Genomic DNA, 22199 nt, shown 5'->3' with positions numbered 1-22199 from the left:
TGGAAAATCATAAGCACGATAGAGGCAATAATAGAAGCTACTACACCAATCCAAAAACCAATCCATCTTTCAGCTTTAGCCGATTCTATTGCTCTAGCTTCTTGTGCAGAAAACAATGCTTCAACTACTTTTTTATCGGCACTAACTAACGGCTCTAGTTTATTTTTTTCTTCGACAAGTGTTTCAAGTGATGTCTGATTATCCGTAACTTGAATTTTTTGCAATTTAATAAATTCAAGCAACTGCTTCAAGCTACTTTCAGTGTTCTCCAATTGTTCAATTTGAGATTTGAAATTAAGGTCTTGGGAGAGTTTGGCTTCACGTTGAATTTCAGCTTGTGTATTAAAGTAGATAGCAAAAACAAAGCCAAGTACACCAATAATAAAAGACAGTATGCTAGTTGTTTTGGGCGATTTTATGTATGCATGAATCCATGCTGTTGCTGCCTGTTTAGCAATCGGATTTGAAAATGCCTCAAGAACTTTATCTGCTTTTTGCATGTTACATTTTCTACAAGCGGCAGCTAAATTTTCGCGTTCATCAGATCCACCTTTACTGCGCGGCATCTTGTGATCAATCGAGCAACTGGATTCATCTAACTTAATTCCACAATATTCACACTTCCAATTAGCTTCATTAAGTACTTGTTGTTTTAAGGCCTGGGTAATTCTCATCGACTTCCTTGATACTCATAACAATTTAATAGTGCGCTCATCGCGCATATCTCTGCCAATGTCACGCTCACTTTTCTATTTTATATAGTTTTAACAAATTACCTAACATATTGCTATCAATAAGTTTTTATTGTTTTTAATAAATACTTAGAGGACTAATATGCGCGCTTGGCTCATTTTCTTGAATATATGAGCAAACGATAGTTTTAACACTTACCTAGATACAGCATTCAATCAAATTGCTTCAACATTCTTTAGTATATTTCATGTGCACTTTGTAACCATTAAATGCTACGTTAGATGTAACTATATTGAAGGAATAAATTATGAAACTTGAGTCTTTAGCGTTGCACCATGGTTATGAATCTGAAGCCACCACTAAATCGGCGGCGGTGCCAATTTATAACACCTCTTCGTACACCTTTGATAATACCCAGCATGGCGCTGATTTATTTGATTTAAAAGTGCCGGGTAATATTTATACCCGCATAATGAACCCGACCAATGCGGTACTTGAGCAGCGTATTGCCGCGATGGAAGGCGGCATTGGTGCGTTGGCTGTGGCCTCGGGTATGGCGGCGATTACCTATGCGATTCAATGTTTATGTGAAGTGGGCACTAATATTGTAAGCACCAGCCAAGTGTATGGTGGCACTTATAATTTATTTGCTCACAGCTTGCCGCGCCAAGGTATAGAAGCGCGAATGATTAAAGCCGATGATTTTGACGGTTTTGAAAACGCGATTGATGAAAACACCCGTGCGGTTTTTTGCGAGTCAATTGGTAATCCTGCTGGGAATATTGTTGATATTGCTCGCCTTGCGAAAATTGCCCACAGTAAAGGGGTGCCTTTAATTGTAGATAACACCGTGGCTACGCCGTATCTGTGTCGTCCATTTGAGTTAGGTGCCGATATTGTGGTGCACTCGCTCACTAAATACATTAACGGTCATGGAACCGCGATTGGCGGCATGATTGTTGATTCGGGCAAGTTTGACTGGAAAGCCAATGCAACCCGTTTTGCGATGATGAATGAGCCTGATCCGTCGTACCATAATGTAGTGTATACCGATGCATTTGCTGAGGCGGCGTTTATTGGCCGTTGCCGTGTTGTCCCACTTAGAAATACCGGTGCGGCGCTTGCGCCTAAAAACGCCTCTGATATTTTAATTGGCCTTGAAACGTTAGGGCTAAGAATGGATCGTCACTGCGAAAACGCGCAAAAAATTGCTGAATACCTAGAGAGCCATCCTAAGGTGCTTTGGGTTAATTATGCGGGATTAAAATCAAGCCCGTATAACGAAATAAGCCAAAAAATTACCAATGGTAAAGCGTCAGGTATTTTAAGTTTTGGTATTGCCGGTGGCCTTGAAGCCGGTACGCGGTTTATTGATGCTCTAAACATGATTTTACGTTTAGTAAATATTGGCGATGCTAAATCGCTGGCGTGTCATCCTGCATCGACCACGCACCGCCAATTAAATGATGAAGAGCTGGCCAATGCGGGCGTTAGCCGCGATTTAATTCGGTTATCGGTGGGTATTGAAAACATTGACGATATTATTGCCGATGTAAGCCAAGCGCTTGATAAGGCCTAAATCGTACAGTAAATACCTCAAACTTTTTTGAGGTATTTATTTTTGCAATTAAAAAGGAGTGCCGATACATGAAATTTTTAATTTTTCTCGGTTCGGTTAGAAAAAGTACCCCACCTAAGCCTGCGCGTTTAGGGGAAAGGGTAGCGAAAGCATGTGAGCGTTGTTTGCTTGAGCATTACTCTGAGCATGAAATAGAGCTTATTGATCCGCTCGATTATGATTTAGACCCTGTGTTTAAACCGCACTTTGCTTATTTGCAGGCTGAGGTACCTAAACAGCTTGATGCCTTAGCGGCAAAAATTAAAGCCAGCGATGGCTTTGTTATGGTAAGCCCTGAATATAATCATTCTATGAGTCCGGCACTCGCTAATTTGCTAAACCACTTTGGTAGTTCTTTATTTGGTTATAAACCTAGCGCGATTGTTACTTATTCTGCAGGGCAGTGGGGCGGCGTACGTGCTGCTGTTGGCATGCGCAGCTTTTTAAGTGAACTGGGTTGTTTACCGGTATCAGCAATGATCCATGTACCAAAAGCGCAAGATGTGTTTATTGAAAGTGGTGACGCAAATAATGCGACAGAGCAAACATCGTGGGATAGCTATTTTTCGCGCACCTTTAATCAATTAATTTGGTGGGCAGAAGGTGCTAGCAAACAACGTGAAGCGTTAGATCCTAAGCAGTTAAGCAAAGATTTTAAACGTGACCCATCACAGCGTAATGCGCCTTAACGGTTAAAAATTTAAGCTAGTCTTTTTTAGCATCTTCACGAGGGGAGGCCAATATTGCTTGCTTTTGTTCGTCAGTTAAAATAATCCAGTCGAATATTTCGTCGCTGGTGCGACCGCACCCAGTACAGTAGCCATTCATTCTATAACATTCACCGATACAGTCTGTTTTTAAATGAGTGGATTGTTTACTGGGTGTTTGGCGCATACATTCTCTCGTCATTATTTAGTGGCGACGGGCTTTCCTACTTCTAAAGAGGTCGACCAAGTTTTAATTTTTGATAACGTTTTGCTGGTATAAACAGAAATAACCGGCGACTTATCATCAAGTACAAAGGTGGTACGCAGCGACGTTTCTGACTCTTTTTGTGTTTCTAACCAGTTGTTTGTTTTAGTTAAACATTGGCGAGTGAGTTCAATTGCTTGTTGATGCATAGCTACCGCTTGCTGTTGATCTTTGTAGCTTTCTTGGCATTGATAGGTCACAGTTTGATTGTTAAAACTAGTCACTTGGCAGTTATCGCCAAAAACGTTGTACTTTGCAGTCCACACATCTAAATATGAGTTTTGTACTTTAGTGTCTTTTAACGCATCAAAGCGATTATCGAATTCGGTTATTAAGCCATCCATTTTTTCACAGGGCGTTAAGCTGTCTAATTTGGCTTTTTGTTCACTGGTTAAACTGCTACAGCCAGATAAAATAAGGCCCGTGAGTATAAGCGATATATAAGTTTTCATAGTGCGCTATCCTTTTGTAATTGCTACCAAGGATACCTAAGGTAGAGAATAAATGCTATTGAGAGTCTGAATTAAAAAAGAAAAATTATGGCTTTTTATAACGATGTGCGCCAAATAATGGCGCACACAGTAATCGTTATATTTACTTATGACGACCTTGTAGGCAAGCAGCTACACCAGTGAGCTCTAACCCTTGTCGTTGTAATAGTACAACAAGGTGATACAACAAATCGGCCGATTCGTTGTAAGTTCATTGTTATCGTGTTTCATTGCTGCAAGTGCCACTTCTACACCTTCTTTACCTACTTTTTGACAGCTACGGCTTAAGTCTTCTGCGAACAGTGACGCAGTGTAGCTTTTAGCGCTTCGCTGTTCATAAAGCCTTGCATTAAAATTACGCCAGAGCGGACATCTTGAACAATGGCAGGGATCATCTCGCTTTTAGCGAAAGCAACTTGAGTTTGGTTTTCTAAGGTTACTTGCATAGTCTTGCTGCCACTTGGTTATCGATTAAAAATTGTTTTAGTTCACCGATGTTTATCACGTTTTTGTAAAAAAACACTGGCTGCGAGCGTACCATCTACTTGGCTTTGTTGAAATACATCAACAAAATCTTGCATGCTGCCTGCACCGCCTGAGGCGATTAAAGAAATATCACACAGCTGGCGTATTTTGCTGAGTTGCTCGTTGTCGTAACCGTTGCGAACACCATCTTGGTTCATACAACTTAAAACGATTTCGCCTGCACCTAAGTCTTGTACGCGTTTAACCCATTCTTCGGTTTTATAACGGGTGCGGCTTGACGCATTAGGATCGCCAGTAAGCTGATAAACTAGATATTCACCGGTTGTTTCGTCAAAAAAGCTGTCAATGCCAACAACTACACACTGTTTGCCAAACTCATCATGTAATTCTTTTATTAGCTCTGGACGCGCAATTGCAGGGCTATTAATACTGATTTTGTCAGCGCCACGTTCAAGCACACGAGCTGCATCGGCCACCGATTTAATACCACCGGCTACACAAAATGGAATATCGATATGGCGGGCAATGTTTTCCACCAAATTGACATCGAGTAGGCGTTTTTCAACACTTGCACTGATCTCGTAAAACACCAGTTCATCAGCACCGACTTTGCTGTAAGCTTTAGCTAGGGTAAGTACATCGCCAACCACTTCGTGGCCTTTAAATTTAACTCCTTTAACGACTTAGCCGTCTTTTACATCTAAACAAGGAATTATGCGTTTTGATAACATGAGAATGCCTAGTTTTTAAAATTTTGATTTGAAATAAAGCTGTTTTTACATTTATCGTTTGTATGACTAAATAGAAGACACATAGACTGCACTTGATATGTTATTTATTTGATAAATTTGAATAGTTAATTTAATGAATGAATCTTAATGCATTACTATGCAATGAATTCTTAGCCTCACCACATAATAGAACTCCGGCTATGTTAATACTTGAAGCTAGAACTTAAAGTGATAATTAATGCCTTAAAAAAATATCCGCTTCAATGCTTATTTAAATTTATAAAATACTAAAATTAAAATGTTTATTTTGAAAAAGAATAACCGTATCTGAGGGCGTTTTTAGCAGCTATAAGGTTTGAAAGGTATGTTGTATATGCAGTATTTTTTAAAAGTTAATTGTGATAATTATATGAATTATTTTGCTCAAAGCTTATAAAAAGGCCATGACTTACTACTAAGCATGGCCATATTTTTGTTGGCGTTTAATTAGTTGCCTGTTCGTCTTGTTTAACATTCATAAAAATGGCGTATAGAACAGGTATTACGATTAATGTAAGCAAGGTAGCAAACAGTAACCCGAATACTAAAACCACAGACATTGATTGGAAAAATGCATCAAAATACAGTGGAATAACCCCTAACACCGTGGTTAGTGTGCCCATCATTACCGGTCTTACCCGACTATTTGCCGAGTCGATAATGGCATTATATGCAGGTTTACCTTGGCGAATTTCCATGTCCATTTGATCTACTAATACAATGGCATTTTTAATTAACAAACCTGAGAGCGACAGTAATCCTAATATACCCATAAACTCTAGTGGTATTTGTGTGGTTACCAGCCCAAACACAACACCAATTAAGGCTAATGGCACAACAAGCCAAATAATAATTGGTTGTTTTAAAGCATTAAATAACACAATAACAATCAGCACCATGGCTAAAAAGCCCATTGGAATAGTTGAGGCCAACATTTCGTTAGACTCTTTCGATTGTCCGTATTCGCCATCCCATTCAAGTCGATACCCTTGAGGAAGGTCAATGGCTTCTATTTTAGGCCTTACCCGATTAAATAACTCTGAGGCTAGTTCACCCGGCAGAGGATCCGCTTGAGCTTTTATAGTCCATTCACGGTCTTCACGTTTTAAAATGCCATCGCGCCAGACGGTTTTAAACCCATTGGTTACTTGCGCTAGGGGCAGTGTTTCACCAGTGATATTGCTTTGTACCTGAATGTTGCCAATATCGTTTATGTCGACACGTTCCGATTGTGGTGCTCTAACAATAATAGGAATGAGCTCTTCACCTTCACGATACTGTCCAACCACTTGACCAGAAAAGTTCTGCTGTAAGGCTTCAGCAACCGCTTTACGCGTTACACCAGCGCGCTGCGCATTAATGGCTGAGTACTGTGGTTCAATAACACTAATGCGTTGTCGCCATGTATCTTTAATAGACAAGGCGCCGCCATCATCAATTAATACTCCTTTTGACTGTGCTGCTAGCTCTCTTAATACATCTGGGTCTGGCCCTTTAAATGTGGCTTCTATTTTAGAGCCCCCACCTGGGCCCATTACAAAGCGCCATGCTTTGCCTTGAGCATCAACAAAGTTATCGTCAATGTAATTTTGTACGGTAGGTAAAAGTTTATCTAGCTTTTTGTAGTCATCGACTTTAGCTAAAATTTGCCCGTAAGAGCTGTTTGGTGACTCACTACCATAAATAAGCATGTAGCGAAGCCCGCCGCCGCCAATAAGCGTTTGTATACCTTCAACGCCATTTTGTTGCTTTACAAATTTCTCTAACTTGAGCATATCTCTTTTGGTTTTTTCAATATCGGTACCTTGCGGTAGCCAAAAATCAACCACCATTTGTGGTGTGGTAGAAGCTGGAAAAAATCCTGATTTTACAAATTGAAATCCCCACATAGACACACTAAAAGTGGCAACCACAATGGCAATACTGAGCCAGCGATGATGCAATGCCGAAACCACAACAGATTGATATAACGTCATAAGTTTATTTGGCTTCGCTGAGCCTGAGGTGTCGTTATCTTGCTCTTTAAACAAGCAATAACAAAATAAGGGGGTTAGGGTAATGGCAAATAACCAGCTGTATAACAGAGAAATTAAAATAACCCAGAATAAATGACCGGTAAATTCAGCGGTATCACCTGGGGCAAGACCAATAGGCGCAAAAGCAACAATGCCTACCAAGGTACCACCCAGTAGTGGCCACTTAGTTTGCTTGACGACTTCGCTAGCAATTTCTAACTTTTTACGGCCCTTTTGTGTACCAACTAAAATCCCTTCGGTCACAACTATAGCGTTATCAACCATCATGCCTAGCGCGATAATCAGCGCACCAAGAGAAATTCGATGCATGGGTATGCCGCTCCAATCCATGGTAGCAAGGGTCGCAAAAATGGTTAGCAGTAATACGGCGCCAATAATAATTCCTGAGCGCAAACCCATAAATAGCAGCAGGGTAACCATTACGATCACCAGTGCGACTAAAACATTCACTACAAAGTTGTCGACTGAATCTTGTACTACTTTACCTTGGTGGTAAAACTCATGCACTGTGATACCCAGCGGTCTGAGGTTTTCAGTTTGTTTTACTTTGTCATCAACGCGGTCAAATACTTTAACCACATTAGCACCCAAGACACTGGCGACCCCAAGTGAAATTGCAGGTTTAGAGTTATAACGGACTAACTTGGTTGGTGGGCTTTGAAAGCCACGGTATACATTGGCAATATCTTTAAGATAAATTGTTTTACCTTCACCGCTGGCACTAACCAATAGATTTTTAATGGTATCAACGGAGTTAATTTCTCCGGTAGGGTCGATAAAAATACGTTGATCGCCAATTTGAGTGTTACCAGCGCTCAATACAGCGTTTTGCTCATCTAAAATGCCGTAAATATTATTAATAGAAACGCCTAAAGAGGCTAACTCTTCACGGGCTATTTCTACAAAGATGCCTTCTTGCTGCACGCCTGTCATAGCAACTTTGGCTACGCCCTCTACTTGTAAAATGTCACTTTGCAAATCTTTAGCGTAGGCATGTAACTCGTCGGGTGAGTATCCTTCGGAGGTTATTAAATAGCTTAAGCCATATACATCACCAAAATCATCATAAACTTGTGGCGTGCCAGTACCAGGCGGTAATGTTGGACGTGTGTCATTTATTTTGTTTCTGAGCTTAGTCCAAATAACTTGCAACTCAGATTTAGTCGGGGAAAACTCTGATTTAATCTCTACTTTAATTTCAGATAAGCCCGTAGATGAGGTGGACGATATAGTATCAACTTCTTGTAGTTCTTGAATTGCACGTTCAAGCGGCTCAGTTACCTCCTTTGCTACTTCTAGCGGGCTTGCACCTGAGTAGGAGACAAACACTTGCGCGGTGCGAATTATAAATTCGGGGTCTTCAAAGCGAGGCATGTTTTTATAGGATGAAAAACCAAATCCTAGGGTTAAAATAATGAGTATAGTGCTTATTAACTTATTATTAATTGTCCATTTTGCTAAATCCATTATCGCGCTCCTATGCTTTAGTCCAAGGACGTACTTTCATACCCTCAGTCACATAGTTTGCACCTGCACCAATAATTACATCCCCGGCTTTTAAACCGTCAGTGACAATGAGTTGCTCGCCAATGCCATTTTCAATTTTAACGGGAGCTTTAGAAGCTTGCATTGTTTTAGCGTCAACCGTCCAAACAAAGTGTTCTCCGTTTTGTTCAAAAATAGCAAAGGTTGGCACTAGTAAGCGAGTTGTATTTGAGCTGCTTTCACGGGTGATTTTTAGACTGGCATTCATGCCAGGCAATATATTAAGGTTATTTGGTACAGCAAAGGCAAATCGTACTTCATAGGTTTGGCTCGCTGAGTCGGCTTCTAAATTGGCTCGTCTAAATGTTGCAGGAATGGGAGCAGTTGATACATCTTGTAAAATTACTGAGGCTACATTGTTCTGCTTAGAATCTACTGTGGCCACAATAGACGCGGGAATATTTACCACCGCTTCCATTTCACCTTTACCAAATAAAGTAACAACGTGTTGCCCAGCACTTATGTTTTCAAGCTGCTTTACCGGTACTTCTGCAACAATAGCATCGTAAGGCGCTATAATTTTACTGTCAGATAATGCTTTTTGCGCTGAGTCATATTGCGATTCGGCTACTTCTTTTTTAGATTTTAGTTGCTCTATATCACGTTGTGAAATAACCCCATCTTTAACGAGCTTCAAACCACGTTGGTAATCATTATCGGCTGTTTCAAACTGAATTTTGCTCGACTTGACCTCATTAATAAAGTTTCGTTGTTCTAATACAGCAATTACATCGCCTTTGTTTACGTTTTGTGCAGCAATAACGTTAAGCGCTTCTAACTTTCCGCTAACCTGAAAAGCAAGCTTTGAGCTATTTATAGTGTCGACAGTGGCGGGGTAGGTGAGCGTTTTTGATTGCGAAACATCACCTATGGTTATTAGTTTAACCGCACGCGGTTCGTTTTGTTTTTGTGTGCTGACATCACTTTCTGAGCAACCGGCTAATAAAAGTAGAAACGTAATACTAATTAAATTAAATTGAGTAAAACAACGTGTTTTGATCATATGGCTTACCTTAAATAAAAAGTGCGTTGTTAATTTTTGGCATTTTTTAATCAGTAAAAATTATAAAATAGCCAATTGCGTTTATTTTCGAATTTACCTGAAATGTGTGTTATTAAACTATAACTCTGTCTCTTATACACATCTCCGAGCCCACGAGACCGGAGCCTATCTAATAAATAACACTTATGCGATCGTCGGCAGCGTCAGATGTGTATAAGAGACAGTTGCTGTACCGTTTTGTTTTAATTTGTATGATTTTGTAGAAAGCACCAAAAGTGCAACTTAATACTTGCTTTATGTTGGGCTAAGTATAATTAACAATCAGCATTTTAAAAGCAGACGCCTAAAATATTAGGTATATAGTATTAAAACCACAAACTATACTTTTTACAAATTAAATTGAAATATTAATTGCTTAGGAGCGGTCTTGTAAGAGTGATGTAGGTATTGCTTGATAAAAACACTTCAACTCAAAGCATCACTCAGCAATGGTTAGCCATTATTTTCGCGGGTAATTTTAACTGTGAAAAATTCCAACATAGTCATCAAAAAATAATCATACGAGGTCAAATCCTACCATGAGTAAAAAAATCATCTTAATAGCAATTATTAGCTTATTTTCCCTGACTATTTTGTATTTTACTGGCGCATTTAATCGTGACGCAGTGACTGCACAGCGTTTTGTTAATTTACAGCAAGGTGATAAAACCCATAAGGGATTTCGCCGAGCACACGCAAAAGGTATTTGTTTAGCAGGCTCTTTTGAGTCAACGGGTGAGCTTGCTAAGTATTCGCAAGCGAAGGTATTTGATTTAGGGGCCACTCCTTTTGTAGGTCGCTTTTCTATTGCGGGTAATAATCCAACTGCACCTGATTTAAAAGCTCCTGTGCGTAGTTTAGCGTTTTCTATAACTACTGATGATAACCAAGAATGGCGGGTGGCAATGAATACGCCTCCGGTTATGGCGGTAGCTACGCCAGAAGCGTTTTTTAAACAACTACAAGCACTTTCACCCGATCCGGTGACTAAAAAGCGCAGCCCAGAAAAAATTAAAGCGTTTTTTGCAGCACACCCTGAAAGTGCTGCTTTTAATAACTGGAAAGCAAGCTACACGCCAACCAGTAGCTTTGCCACTGAGCAATACCACAGTATCAATGCGTTTTATTTGATGGATGAAAATGATGAAAAGCATGCCGTACGCTGGATTGCTAAACCACAATTAAGTGATGAAAACATCCAACCACTTAATAATAATTCACCAGATGCGTTGCAGCTACAACTTAAAGACCAAGTAGCTCAGTCTTCGGTTAAGTTCGATATGCTGTTTAGTTTTGCAACCGAAGAAGATGATGAAAACAACCCAACTGTTTTATGGCCACAATCGCGCAAAACCATTAACGCCGGTACGTTAGTAATATCACGCTTGCAAGCACAAGAGGGTGGGGTATGTGAAAACATGAACTTTGATCCGCTGGTATTACCAACAGGTATTGAGCCAAGTGCCGATCCTATTTTACGTGCCCGTGGCGCTGCGTATGCAGAGTCATTTCGTCGTCGTGCTAAAGAAGTACTTTTAAATAATTAATCACAGGAACGAGTCAATGAACACTATTACTAAATACTCAGCGTCGAGTATGCTTATTCACTGGGCAATGGCATTAATTATACTTTCTATGTTATTTCTTGGTTTATCGATGGTACAAAGCTTAGCCGTATGGCAAGTAGAAGCTATACAACTACATAAATCGTTTGGTGTGTTAGCACTGATACTAGTTGCAATAAGATTAATTAATAAAGTACTGTATAAAAGCCCTGCGTTACCCCAAAGTGTGCCTAAAGCACAAGCTTTAGCGGCACATTTAACCCAAGTGGGCTTATATGCGTCTATGATTTTAATGCCAATTTCAGGCTGGTTAATGCAAAGTGCTGACGAACGTTCTGTGAGCTTTTTTGGTATATTTACTTTGCCTAATTTAGTTAGTAAAAATATTGAGACCTATGCATTTTTTCGTGAAGCACATGGCTTAATTGCTTATGCATTTTTACTGTTTATTTTTATGCATGTAAGCGCTGCACTTTATCATGGTTTCATAAAGCAAGATGGCGTATTGGGTTCTATGTTACCGGGTAAGCATAAATAATTTAGTCAAAGTTAATTAGGGGCTGTTGACCTTTTGAGATTAAATTTGCAGCAGTTTGTTTGGTATTTAGGCAAGGAAGAGCCTAAGTAGTGTGAATATTCCACATAAATAGGCGATAACGCAGCATCAATGCCAAACAGGCGCTGCCCGAAGGGTTCTGCCTAGAGGCTATTTACTCTTTGTTGCCTACATGGATGTAGGTAAGGGGCGTGAGCAGGACGCGGAAGCTTTGCTCGGTTTTTACTTATTCTTACATGGATGTAAGCCAGTAGAATAACGCAGGAGCAGTTATCGAGCCCACTAGGTTGCAAACCTCGCGCCGGGATTAAACCGCCCCTAGTTTGAATAAATATTAATCCGCAAAGGTCAGCAGACCCTAGTTAAAGGATACCTAAGGGAGAGAATAAATGCTATTGAGAGGCTGAATTAAAAAGAAAAATTATGGCTTTTTATAACGATGTGCGCCACATAATGGCGCACACAGTAATCGTTGTATTTACTTATGACGACCTTGTAGGCAAGCAACTACATCAGTGAGTTCTAACCCTTGGCGTTGTAGTAGTACAACGAGGTGATACAACAAATCGGCCGATTCGTTGGTAAGTTCATTGTTGTCGTGTTTCATTGCTGCAAGCGCCACTTCTACACCTTCTTCGCCTACTTTTTGACAGCTACGGCTTAAGTCTTCTGCGAACAGTGACGCAGTGTAGCTTTTAGCTGGATCATCATTTTTACGCTCAACAATGACATCTTCTAATTGTGCTAAAAAGCTTAAGCTTGGTTTAGCATCATCGCCAAAGCAGCTTTGTGTGCCTAAGTGGCACGTTGGGCCCTCTGGGTTAGCCATTACTAAAATTGAGTCGTAGTCACAATCGGTATGAACCGATACCACGTTTAAAAAGTTTTCTGATGATTCGCCTTTGGTCCATAAACGCGATTTAGAGCGCGAATAAAAAGTCACTTTATTACTTTCAAGTGTTACTTTAAGCGCTTCGCTGTTCATAAAGCCTTGCATTAAAATTACGCCAGAGCGGGCATCTTGAACAATGGCAGGGATCATCTCGCTTTTAGCGAAATCAACTTGAGTTTGGTTTTCTAAGGTTACTTGCATAGTCTTGCTGCCACTTGGTTATCGATTAAAAATTGTTTTAGTTCACCGATGTTTATCACGTTTTTGTGAAAAACGCTTGCTGCCAATGCGCCATCGACTTCGCTTTGTTTAAATACATCAACAAAATCTTGCATGCTGCCTGCACCGCCTGAGGCGATTAAAGGAATATCACACAGCTGGCGTATTTTGCTGAGTTGCTCGTTGTCGTAACCGTTGCGAACACCATCTTGGTTCATACAATTTAAAACGATTTCGCCTGCACCTAAGTCTTGTACGCGTTTAACCCATTCCTCGGTTTTGTAACGGGTGCGGCTTGACGCATTAGGATCGCCGGTTAATTGATACACTAAGTATTCGCCGGTTACTTCATCGTAAAAACTGTCAATACCTACAACAACACATTGCTTACCAAATTCATCGTGTAGCTCTTTTATGAGTTCAGGGCGTGCAATAGCAGGGCTGTTGATACTTATTTTATCGGCACCACGCTCTAAAACCCGTGCTGCATCGGCTACCGATTTAATACCGCCAGCCACACAAAATGGAATATCAATGTGGCGGGCAATGTTTTCAACCCAGTTAACATCAAGTAGGCGTTTTTCAACACTTGCGCTGATTTCGTAAAAAACCAGTTCATCGGCACCAGCATCGCTGTATGCTTTTGCCATTGTTAAAATATCTCCCACTATTTCATGGCTTTTAAATTTAACGCCTTTTACTACTTGGCCATCTTTTACATCTAAACAGGGGATTATGCGTTTTGATAACATGCTAACGCCTCCTCAACACTAAATGCGCCATCAAGTAGTGACTTACCTAAAATTACGCCACCCACACCAAGTTCATTGAGCTTTTTAATATCATCTAACGAGCTTACCCCACCTGAGGCTTGCACTTTAATATTTGCATTATGATTAATTAAATCTTCATAAAGCGCAAAAGAAGGGCCTGACATGGTGCCATCTTTGCTAATGTCCGTGCATAAAAAGTCAATAACATCCAGAGCAACGTAAAAATCAACAAGCTCAAGTAAACCAAACTCAGATTCACTTAGCCAACCGTGAGTAGCAGGTGCCCATCCTGTGGCTGTTTTATTTACATCAAGGGCAATTACAAAGTGCTCGGCGCCAAATTGTTCAATCCAGGCTTTTACTTGCTCGCGTTTTTCTACCGCCATTGAGCCAATAACCACTTGGTTAGCACCGGCTTTTAGCCAATCGCTCACGTCTTGCTCTGAGCGAATACCGCCGCCCACTTGGTACGGTACATTAAGCGCTTTAGTTGCAGCTTGAATATGTTGCCACTGTTTTTTACTTGGATCGCGTGCGCCTTCTAAATCTACAAGGTGTAATTTACCTGCGCCGCTGTCGGCGTATTCTTTTAACCGTGCGCCAAGCTCGAAAGGATAAAACTGGGCGGTGTCGTATTTACCTTGGTATAAACGAACAATTTGATTTTGTAATACGTCTAATGCTGGAATAATCACAAATAATCTCTTTATTGTTGGTTAATGGGCTGTTTATAACTGCCAATCAACAAAATTTTGTAATAAACGGGTGCCTACTTTTGCACTGCGCTCAGGGTGAAATTGCATGCCAGCGTAGTTGTCTTTAGCAACTATGGCCGAAAAGGTTTGGCCGTATTCGCCGCTTACAAGTGTTGCGTCGTTTACGGTGTGCGCAAAGCTATGAACAAAGTACACTTGCTCGTCTTGTGTTAACCCTTTAGTAAGTGCATGCTCTTTATTAATGCTTAAGTTATTCCAACCCATATGCGGCGACGTTAAACTGCCAACATCAAGGGCTTTTACTTGCCCTGGTATTTTACCTAAGCACTGCACATTACCTTCTTCGGTGCTTTCGCACAGTAACTGCATACCTAAACAAATTCCCATTAGCGGGCGCTGATATTCGTTAATTGCTTGCTGCCAACCATTATCAACCAAACGCTTCATAGCAACTGATGCATGGCCAACACCGGGTAATATTGCACGTTCAAAGCCTTTTAACTGCTCTGGTGTGGTAATTACCGTTGGCGTTTGCCCTAAGCGTTCAAAGGCAAAACGCACTGAATTTATATTGGCACACCCGGTATTAATTATGGCAATCATAAACATCCCTTAGAGCTGGCTGTTTGTTGGCTGGTGTCTTGTGCTACTGCCATACGAAGAGCACGTGAAAACGCTTTAAATAAGCCTTCTACTTGGTGATGACAGTTACCGTCACTCACCGATAAAATAAGGCTAATAGCGGCATTATCGCTTAAGCTTTTAAAAAAGTGCTCAACCATTTGTACGTCTAAATCACCGGCTTTTTCACGGCTAAAGTTAGCGTTTAATACAAATGAAGCGCGACCCGATAAATCAATTTGTGCCTCTGCTTTACATTCATCCATTGGCAGTGCAAAACCATAGCGCGCTATTTGCGATTTAGTGCCAAGCGCTTGTTTAAGGGCAACACCTAAAGCAATACCAATGTCTTCAACAAGGTGGTGCTCGTCTATGTGTAAATCGCCTTCGGCTTTAATGTTTAAACCAATGTTGGCGTGCGTGCGAATTTGATCCAGCATGTGATCAAAAAAGCCAAGGCCAGTGTCTATGCTGCCATTTTTCGTTTGATCAAGGTTAACCGCTACATCAATTTGCGTTTCTTTGGTGTTACGCGTAACACGGCCTTCGCGGTTGGCTGTGGTTAGCTTGGTAACAATGGCAGGCCAGCTGCCATCGTACAAAATGCCTTCACAACATAAGTTTTGCGCAAGGCCAATATCGGTTTGGCGATCGCCAATTACATATGAACGTGCTAAATCAACTTTGCCTGAGCGCATAAGTTCAGTTAATAAACCCGTTTTAGGTTTACGGCAATCACAGTTTTGTTCATCAAAATGTGGGCAAATTAATACTGACTCAAAGCTAATGCCTTGGCTATGCAGTATGTCCATCATTTTGTCTTGAGCAATATCGAAATCGGCAGTTGGAAAGCTGTCTGTGCCCAAGCCATCTTGATTCGATACCATCACTAAGCGATAGCCTGCTGCTTGCAGTTGCAATAAGGCAGGAATGACACCTGGTAAAAACGCTAGTTTTTCAAGGCTGTCGACTTGTTTATCGGTGATTGGCTCTTCAATAATAGTGCCATCGCGGTCTATAAATAAATAGGGGTTACTCATGATACTTCCTGTTGTGCTGCGGTTTGTGGCAATTGCAGGCCATCTAACCAAATTTTTACTTGTTCTAATTCTTGCTCATTACCAATTGAAATACGTAGCCAATCATCTTCATTAAATAAGGTGAAGGCGCGCATTACTAAGCCTTGTTTAAGCGCTTGTTTAAAGTAATCCTTGTTAGCTAACTTTAAAGTAACGAAGTTGCCTTCACCAGTGAGTATTTTTAATACTGCAGGGGAGGCGTTTAACCAGTCAATAAGCTTTAACTTTAAGCTATTTAAAATCGTTACTTGGCGACGCATTGAGGTAATGGCATCAGGGGCAATGGCTTGTGCTGCAATACTGGCCACCACACCCGATACCGGATACGGTGCAATGACTTTACGAATAGGCGCTAATACACTGGCCTGAGCGAGAGTAAACCCTGTTCTTAAACCCGCGAGTGCGAATGCTTTTGAGAGTGTACGAAGCACAACAATGTTACTAAACTCGTTTATAAGTTGTGTTGCACTTTGCTCTGGACAAAACTCTATGTAGGCTTCATCAACAATCACTAATGCTTTACCTGCAAGCGCAGTGGCAATGGCTTTTACTTTATCTAGCGGCGTTAAGCTTCCAGTTGGATTATTTGGATTACAAATAAACACTAGTTTTGAGCTACCCACAGCGGCAACTATTTCATCCACGCTGCCATTTAATAAAAGCGCTTGTGTTAGGCCATTGATTGCGACGTTGTGTGTATCGGCCGTTACTTTGTACATACCATATGTTGGTAAAAATAGTGCAATACTGTCTTTTGACGGTTCACAGTAGGTACGTACTAATAATTCAATGCCTTCATCTGCGCCGCGAGTCATTAATACATTTTCGTTTTCAAGCTCAGCATAGGCAGCGTAGCGGTCAATGACCAATTGAGGCTGAGGATCGGGGTAACGATTCAAGTCTTCAATTGTTATTTCAAGGTTTTTAGCATACGGGCTTTCATTCGCATTGAGCCACGTTGTACCGGTTAACTTTTCACTTTTAGCTGAGCTATACGCAGCAAGCGCTGCAATATTATCAGGTAATAAGCCGCTATCATTGCTCATTTTTTATTGCCTCTAAACGAATTGAAACCGCATTAGCGTGGGCATCTAGGCCTTCTGCATCTGCTAAGGGTAAAATAGCTTTTGAAAGCTCAGTTAAGCCACGTTTACTGATAGTCTGTACTGTGTAAGTACGGAAAAAATCAAGTAAATTCAAGCTAGAATAAGTTGCACTGTAACCATAAGTGGGTAACACGTGATTAGTGCCTGAGGCATAATCGCCCGCTGACTCAGGGGTGTAATCGCCAACAAATACAGAGCCTGCATTCTTTACTTTATCTAAATAAGGAGTGGCATCTGCAAGTTGTAATATTAAGTGCTCTGGCCCATATTGCGCTGATACGTCAAACGCTTGAGCTACTGAATCAACTAGAATAAGTGACGAATTAGCCAATGCCTGTTCGGCAGTGTTTTTTCGGCTTAAGTTGGCAAGTTGACGTGTGAGTGCATCTTGCGTTTGTTCAATAATGGTTTCACTGTTACATAATAAAATAACTTGTGAGTCAGCCCCGTGTTCTGCTTGAGAGAGTAAGTCTGCAGCAATAAACTCTGGGTTTGCACGTTCATCTGCAATCACTAACACTTCTGATGGCCCTGCTGGCATATCAATCGCCATACCTGGAATCGTTTGTGCGACTAACTGTTTTGCCATAGTGACAAAGCTGTTACCTGGACCAAAAATTTTATTTACTTTAGGAACAGACTCTGTGCCATAGGCCATAGCAGCAATCGCGCCTGCACCGCCGCTTTCAATAATTGTAGTGATACCACATAATTTAGCGGCATATAAAATAGCCGGGTTAATTGCTTTATCACCTTGTACTGGGGTGGCTAATACCACGGTTTTTGCACCGCTTAACTGCGCCAATACACCTTGCATAATAACCGATGACGGAAGAGGGGCACTTCCGCCAGGTACATAAATACCGACTGCTTCGATGGCTTGATATTTTAGTTCACAGTCAACACCGGGTTGAGTCGATAACTTAATATCTTTTGGCAGTTGCGCTTGATGAAAACATTTCACATTGGCATAAGCGGTATCAATTGCATATTTAAGCTCTGGGCTTAGCATTTTCTCAGCGGCATTAATTTCATCAAGTGGTACACGTAAACGCGGCTTGGCTCTATTATCGAACTCTTTTGCTAATGCAAGTAGAGCGGCATCGCCTTGCGCATTAACTTTTGCCAAAATAGTCTGGCAAATGCTTTCTACTTTTACACTTGCTGATACAGCAGGGCGCATAAGCGCCGCTGCTTGAACTTGTGATGATTCCTCATTCCAACGAAGCATTGTTGTTACTCCATCATTTTTTCAATTGGCATAACTAAAATAGAATTGGCACCAAGGGCCTTAAGTTGTTCCATGGTTTCCCAAAATAGGGTTTCACTGCTCACCATGTGAAGGGCAACATATTCATTATTACCCGCAAGAGCCAATAATGTAGGTTGGCCAGCGCCAGGTAAAATCTCACAAATTTCATCAAGCTTGTCTTTTGGTGCGTGTAACATAATGTATTTGCTTTCTTTAGCTTGCTTTACACCACGTAAACGCGGCATTAGTTTATTGATGAGCGCTAATTTTTCAGGATCTTGTAGTTGAGTGTTTTGGATTAAACAAGCATTTGACTCTAAAATTGTATCACCCTGCATTAAGCCATTTGCTTCAAGCGTTGCGCCAGTAGAGACTAAATCACAAATCGCATCGGCAAGTCCTGCTCGTGGTGCTACTTCCACTGAACCGGTTAACATTACTGTGCTGGCGTTGATGCCTTCGCGTTTTAGGTATTGACTTAAAATTTCTGGGTAAGTGGTTGCTATGCGTTTGCCTTCAAACCAGCTCTTGTCTTGCTTACCAAGTTCTTGTGGCCATGCAAGTGCTAAACGACAGTAACCAAAGTCAAGTTTAGCAAGCTTTGTTACTTCACTCGGTACACCTTGGCGTTCTCTTTCTGCTTGTACTTCAACTAATACGTTTTCGCCAACAATACCTAAATCACATACACCATCCATAACTAAGCCTGGAATATCGTCATCGCGCACACGCAAAACGTCGATAGGCATGTTGGTTGAGTGTGCTATTAGGCGCTGCTCACGAAGATTGAGTTTTACACCCAGTTGTTTAAGTAGATCTTGACAATCTTTAGATAGGCGGCCACCTTTTTGGATGGCGATACGAAGACGATTACTATTATTCATTACTCATTTTCCTTTAATTTAAAAACTAAAAACCCCGAGGGAAACCTCAGGGCGAAAATGAATCTTGGTATGTTGATTCGCCAGAGGTTTCCTTTTAGGAACAACCTCTCAGCGAAAGACCTGACAGGTTATTCCGATGAATGATGGTGGTGATGTACAACTGTCAGTGAATTAAGCATTTTATATCCTGTTTAGCTATTCGTTACTATGTTAACGCTTAGCTGCTGTTTGTTTAATAATTTCCCATTTATAAAAACATATTCACTAACATCATGGCAAGGAAAATTTTCTTTAATTAAAGAATATCTTATAACTGCCGGTACTAAGAATATAACCCATTTAAATTAGTGTTACATGAATTGTTTGATTTTCATTCATCAATAGACTGAGTTTTTGAAGGATGTACGCATAGCTATGATGCCCACTTATTTGGATAAAGTAATCGGTTTGTAGTATGAGTCTAAAGGTATGTCTTATATCGCAGATGTGTAAAACGGTGCAGCTACCAAAAAATTACAACTTGAATTACAAAATAGAAAAAACGAAGTCCTTTATAAAAAGCAAATTAAATCACAAATAAAACAGTAACCAAAATGATGATGGAATTGAACTCTTGGGCTTAAATCATCATTTAAGTAAAGTTAATTAATCATTTTTACGCCACTTTGCAGGTGTTAACCCTGTGCTTTTTTTAAATAAGCGAGAAAAAAAACTACTGTTTTCATATCCTACGTCTATTGATATTTCGTTCACGGTCTTATCTGTTGCTAATAACTGTTTTTTGGCCCTATCTATGCGTACTTCTTGTACATATTTGTTGATTGATATACCTGTTGCTTGTGAGAATCGCCTTTTTAAATTGCGTTCACTAAAGTTAAATTGTTTTGCTAATTTATTGATAGTGATTACACCGCTTGGGTAATTATGAATCCAATCTTGTACTTCGTTAATTTTTTCGTCTCTGTGGTTATTAAATTGAGGCAAAATAAGGTTTAACTTACCAGAGTCAGAAATAAGTAAATGAGTAGCGCACTGCTGAGAAAAACGATCGCCTTTGTCTCGAGCAACAAGGCTTAAAAGTACGCTAATACCGGCTTCAAAAGAGCCCGTTGTATATATATTTCCCTTTCTTAAATACGATTTATGACTAATAAATTGGCAATCAGGAAATAATCCACTTAGCGGCTTGACTAAGCTCCAATGCGTAGCAATCACCGTTTTATTTAATTTACCTGTTGCCGCTAAAAAATAAGAGCCATTACTTAAACAAAGAATAGACGTATTACTACTTATTTTAGGTTTTAACCATTCAATAATTAACTCAGTGCCCCGTGGCATATTTTTTAATTTAGAACCTTCTATCGGCGGTATAATAACTAAGTCATACTGCTTATCAGTAAGTGACTTATCGGCAATAACCAGTGAATTACTCGAGCTTGTTATAGGTGCACCGTCGGTCGTTATTATTTCTACGTTATAACTTTGAGGTAATGAGTAATGTGTGTCGAGTAAAGAAACAATAGTAAAAAAATCTTTAGCTAAAAATACGCTAACAGCCCAGCAGCCCTCATAGGCAATAATTGCTATATTTTTCATAATTCTTATGGCCCAATTGGACTATTTAAAATGCCTGTGCAGACATAGTATTTTAATTTTTGTATAAGTAACATTAAAAGATACTTTAAAGACTTATATAGTTTTAAAATTATTGTTTTAAAATGCTTTTTTACTATTAAAAAATATAGTCAAACTATCTGTAATTACAATAAATACATTCGTTAAGGGGACAGGTTTGAAGCAGTACTTACAAAATGATGCTTTTTTCAATCACAAGCATAATGAAATTAATAGCTGGCTAAAAAAGGTAAAAGGTAATGACGAACGCACTAAGGCCGTTTCAATATATTACCTTGTAAGAGACGGAATTAAATATGATCCTTTTACACTTTTAGATGGGGCAAAGTCACTAAGTAGTGATTATTGCTTAAATAATAAAGCAGCATATTGTATTCCAAAGGCATCATTACAAATAGCATTAAGCCGAGCTTGTGATATTCCTGCACGGTTAGGTTTAGCTGATGTTCGTAACCATTTGAGCACTCCTAAATTAGATGAGTTACTAAAGAATGAAGTGTTTACAATGCATGCTTACGTGGAGCAGTTTATTGAAGGTGAATGGGTTAAATCGACCCCTGCTTTTAATAAGGAACTATGCGACTTAGTTAAAATAAAACCGCTAGATTTTGATGGGGTTAATCATTCTTTATTTCATCAATTTACTACAGATGGTAAAAAGCACATGGAATATTTAAAAGATCACGGTCAATATGCTGTAATGCCAACAGCATTTATTAATCAAAATTGTGAGCTTTATTACCCGCATTTAAAGCTTAATTTTAGCAATATTGAATAATGTATTAATTGATATGACGGCAAGAAAATTTAATGAATATTTTACAGCTGCCGATAACATTAACAGTATTGCGTTATTTATCAACAGTTTTATATTTATAAAATTACGCCTAACCTGCTGGAGGTACACATGGATATAATGATCCCCTATTTAGGGCAAATTACCCGTTTAGCGCTTGAATCTAAAGGTGCTTTTCATATTGCAGGGGTGCAACAAAGCGCTAGAGCAAAACAAGTTGAACTTGAAGAGCGTAAAAAGAAAGAGATAGAAAAGCAAAAAAAAATATCGACAACAAATGCTGATGAACATAATAAAAATACAGATGGTAACGATAAACACCTCGATACATGGGCATAACAATTGAATATGCCCTCCACTTTTTCGTAATTCTTATTACATGCCTTTCTTTTTTACAAATTACAATCTCGATTTTGTAACTTTAAATTTACAAATTGAATATTTAAAATTCA

General features: G+C 39.9%; 20 protein-coding genes and 3 pseudogenes. 7 read left to right on the top strand and 16 right to left on the bottom strand.

The features are described from left to right. The first annotated feature begins 209 nt into the window (after positions 1 to 209). A complete protein-coding gene (locus FHG08_RS19265) occupies positions 210 to 467 on the top strand; it encodes a DNA repair protein RecO C-terminal domain-containing protein (RefSeq protein ID WP_372239241.1) in 258 nt (85 codons plus the stop codon). A gap of 6 nt (positions 468 to 473) precedes the next feature. Here the strand turns inward: FHG08_RS19265 and FHG08_RS19260 are convergent. After that, positions 474 to 674: pseudogene (locus FHG08_RS19260) on the bottom strand (HNH endonuclease); the annotation flags it as partial. Between the two features lie 326 nt (positions 675 to 1000). Between FHG08_RS19260 and FHG08_RS16725 the strand changes: the two are divergent. After that, positions 1001 to 2272, top strand: a complete 1272-nt coding sequence (locus tag FHG08_RS16725) for an O-acetylhomoserine aminocarboxypropyltransferase/cysteine synthase family protein (protein ID WP_013463280.1) — start codon at positions 1001 to 1003, stop codon at positions 2270 to 2272. 68 nt (positions 2273 to 2340) lie between these two features. Next, a complete protein-coding gene (locus tag FHG08_RS16720; RefSeq protein WP_178957141.1) occupies positions 2341 to 3000 on the top strand; it encodes an NADPH-dependent FMN reductase in 660 nt (219 codons plus the stop codon). Positions 3001 to 3016: 16 nt separating this feature from the next. Here the strand turns inward: FHG08_RS16720 and FHG08_RS16715 are convergent, their stop codons facing one another. From FHG08_RS16715 to FHG08_RS16690, 6 genes and pseudogenes are all read right to left on the bottom strand, one after another. Next, complete coding sequence (locus FHG08_RS16715) at positions 3017 to 3205, bottom strand: DUF1289 domain-containing protein (RefSeq protein WP_075170194.1); 189 nt, start codon at positions 3203 to 3205, stop codon at positions 3017 to 3019. Between the two features lie 14 nt (positions 3206 to 3219). After that, complete coding sequence (locus FHG08_RS16710; RefSeq protein ID WP_178957140.1) at positions 3220 to 3735, bottom strand: hypothetical protein; 516 nt, start codon at positions 3733 to 3735, stop codon at positions 3220 to 3222. Positions 3736 to 3877: 142 nt separating this feature from the next. Continuing rightward, a pseudogene (gene hisE / locus FHG08_RS16705) lies at positions 3878 to 4220 on the bottom strand (phosphoribosyl-ATP diphosphatase). Next, positions 4211 to 4991: pseudogene (gene hisF, locus FHG08_RS16700) on the bottom strand (imidazole glycerol phosphate synthase subunit HisF). The pseudogenes hisE and hisF (FHG08_RS16700) overlap by 10 nt, the downstream one beginning before the upstream one ends. Positions 4992 to 5473: 482 nt before the next feature. Continuing rightward, the gene (locus FHG08_RS16695; RefSeq protein WP_178957139.1) at positions 5474 to 8533 is read right to left on the bottom strand and encodes an efflux RND transporter permease subunit; all 3060 of its coding nucleotides are present in this window, start codon (positions 8531 to 8533) and stop codon (positions 5474 to 5476) included. A 10-nt stretch (positions 8534 to 8543) separates the two neighbouring features. Further along, positions 8544 to 9614 (bottom strand): efflux RND transporter periplasmic adaptor subunit, encoded by a 1071-nt coding sequence (locus FHG08_RS16690; RefSeq protein ID WP_178957138.1) that lies wholly within the window; start codon positions 9612 to 9614, stop codon positions 8544 to 8546. Positions 9615 to 10192: 578 nt separating this feature from the next. On the opposite strand from FHG08_RS16690, the gene FHG08_RS16685 reads away from it, so the two are divergent. Both FHG08_RS16685 and FHG08_RS16680 read left to right on the top strand, forming a co-directional pair. After that, positions 10193 to 11200: a catalase family peroxidase gene (locus FHG08_RS16685; RefSeq protein WP_178957137.1), complete on the top strand. Its 1008-nt coding sequence runs from the start codon at positions 10193 to 10195 to the stop codon at positions 11198 to 11200. Positions 11201 to 11216: 16 nt separating this feature from the next. Then, positions 11217 to 11756: a cytochrome b gene (locus FHG08_RS16680; protein ID WP_178957136.1), complete on the top strand. Its 540-nt coding sequence runs from the start codon at positions 11217 to 11219 to the stop codon at positions 11754 to 11756. A gap of 496 nt (positions 11757 to 12252) precedes the next feature. Here FHG08_RS16680 and hisIE read toward each other — a convergent pair whose 3' ends face one another. The 9 genes from hisIE to FHG08_RS16635 form a co-directional block, all read right to left on the bottom strand. Next, the gene (gene hisIE / locus FHG08_RS16675) at positions 12253 to 12867 is read right to left on the bottom strand and encodes a bifunctional phosphoribosyl-AMP cyclohydrolase/phosphoribosyl-ATP diphosphatase HisIE (protein WP_178957135.1); all 615 of its coding nucleotides are present in this window, start codon (positions 12865 to 12867) and stop codon (positions 12253 to 12255) included. Next, positions 12858 to 13637 carry an imidazole glycerol phosphate synthase subunit HisF gene (gene hisF / locus FHG08_RS16670; protein ID WP_178957134.1) on the bottom strand — a complete coding sequence of 260 codons (780 nt, stop codon included), beginning with the start codon at positions 13635 to 13637 and terminating at the stop codon, positions 12858 to 12860. Before hisF (FHG08_RS16670) ends, hisIE begins: the two co-directional genes overlap by 10 nt. Further along, positions 13619 to 14353 (bottom strand): 1-(5-phosphoribosyl)-5-[(5-phosphoribosylamino)methylideneamino] imidazole-4-carboxamide isomerase, encoded by a 735-nt coding sequence (locus tag FHG08_RS16665; protein ID WP_178957133.1) that lies wholly within the window; start codon positions 14351 to 14353, stop codon positions 13619 to 13621. The genes hisF (FHG08_RS16670) and FHG08_RS16665 overlap by 19 nt, the downstream gene beginning before the upstream one ends. A 33-nt stretch (positions 14354 to 14386) precedes the next feature. Beyond that, entirely contained in the window at positions 14387 to 14977 is a 591-nt protein-coding gene (hisH, locus tag FHG08_RS16660; RefSeq protein ID WP_075170186.1) for an imidazole glycerol phosphate synthase subunit HisH, read from the bottom strand. Further along, a complete protein-coding gene (gene hisB / locus FHG08_RS16655; protein WP_178957132.1) occupies positions 14974 to 16035 on the bottom strand; it encodes a bifunctional histidinol-phosphatase/imidazoleglycerol-phosphate dehydratase HisB in 1062 nt (353 codons plus the stop codon). The genes hisH and hisB overlap by 4 nt, the downstream gene beginning before the upstream one ends. Next, positions 16032 to 17120, bottom strand: coding sequence for a histidinol-phosphate transaminase (gene hisC, locus FHG08_RS16650; RefSeq protein WP_178957131.1), 1089 nt, complete (start codon positions 17118 to 17120; stop codon positions 16032 to 16034). The genes hisB and hisC overlap by 4 nt, the downstream gene beginning before the upstream one ends. Then, the gene (gene hisD / locus FHG08_RS16645) at positions 17110 to 18411 is read right to left on the bottom strand and encodes a histidinol dehydrogenase (RefSeq protein ID WP_178957130.1); all 1302 of its coding nucleotides are present in this window, start codon (positions 18409 to 18411) and stop codon (positions 17110 to 17112) included. Before hisD ends, hisC begins: the two co-directional genes overlap by 11 nt. A gap of 5 nt (positions 18412 to 18416) precedes the next feature. Beyond that, the gene (gene hisG, locus FHG08_RS16640) at positions 18417 to 19316 is read right to left on the bottom strand and encodes an ATP phosphoribosyltransferase (RefSeq protein WP_178957129.1); all 900 of its coding nucleotides are present in this window, start codon (positions 19314 to 19316) and stop codon (positions 18417 to 18419) included. Between the two features lie 645 nt (positions 19317 to 19961). After that, a complete protein-coding gene (locus FHG08_RS16635) occupies positions 19962 to 20912 on the bottom strand; it encodes a GlxA family transcriptional regulator (protein WP_178957128.1) in 951 nt (316 codons plus the stop codon). A 196-nt stretch (positions 20913 to 21108) separates the two neighbouring features. Between FHG08_RS16635 and FHG08_RS16630 the strand changes: the two genes are divergently transcribed. Together FHG08_RS16630 and FHG08_RS16625 are read left to right on the top strand one after the other, a co-directional pair. Beyond that, positions 21109 to 21729 carry a transglutaminase-like domain-containing protein gene (locus FHG08_RS16630; RefSeq protein WP_178957127.1) on the top strand — a complete coding sequence of 207 codons (621 nt, stop codon included), beginning with the start codon at positions 21109 to 21111 and terminating at the stop codon, positions 21727 to 21729. 129 nt (positions 21730 to 21858) lie between these two features. Further along, positions 21859 to 22086 carry a hypothetical protein gene (locus FHG08_RS16625; RefSeq protein WP_178957126.1) on the top strand — a complete coding sequence of 76 codons (228 nt, stop codon included), beginning with the start codon at positions 21859 to 21861 and terminating at the stop codon, positions 22084 to 22086. The last annotated feature ends 113 nt before the right edge of the window (positions 22087 to 22199 follow it).

This window comes from Pseudoalteromonas sp. Scap03, from assembly GCF_013393115.1.
Lineage (GTDB): Bacteria > Pseudomonadota > Gammaproteobacteria > Enterobacterales > Alteromonadaceae > Pseudoalteromonas.
Note: the sequence above shows the minus strand (reverse complement) of the source record. Positions and strands in the feature narration are given on the sequence as shown.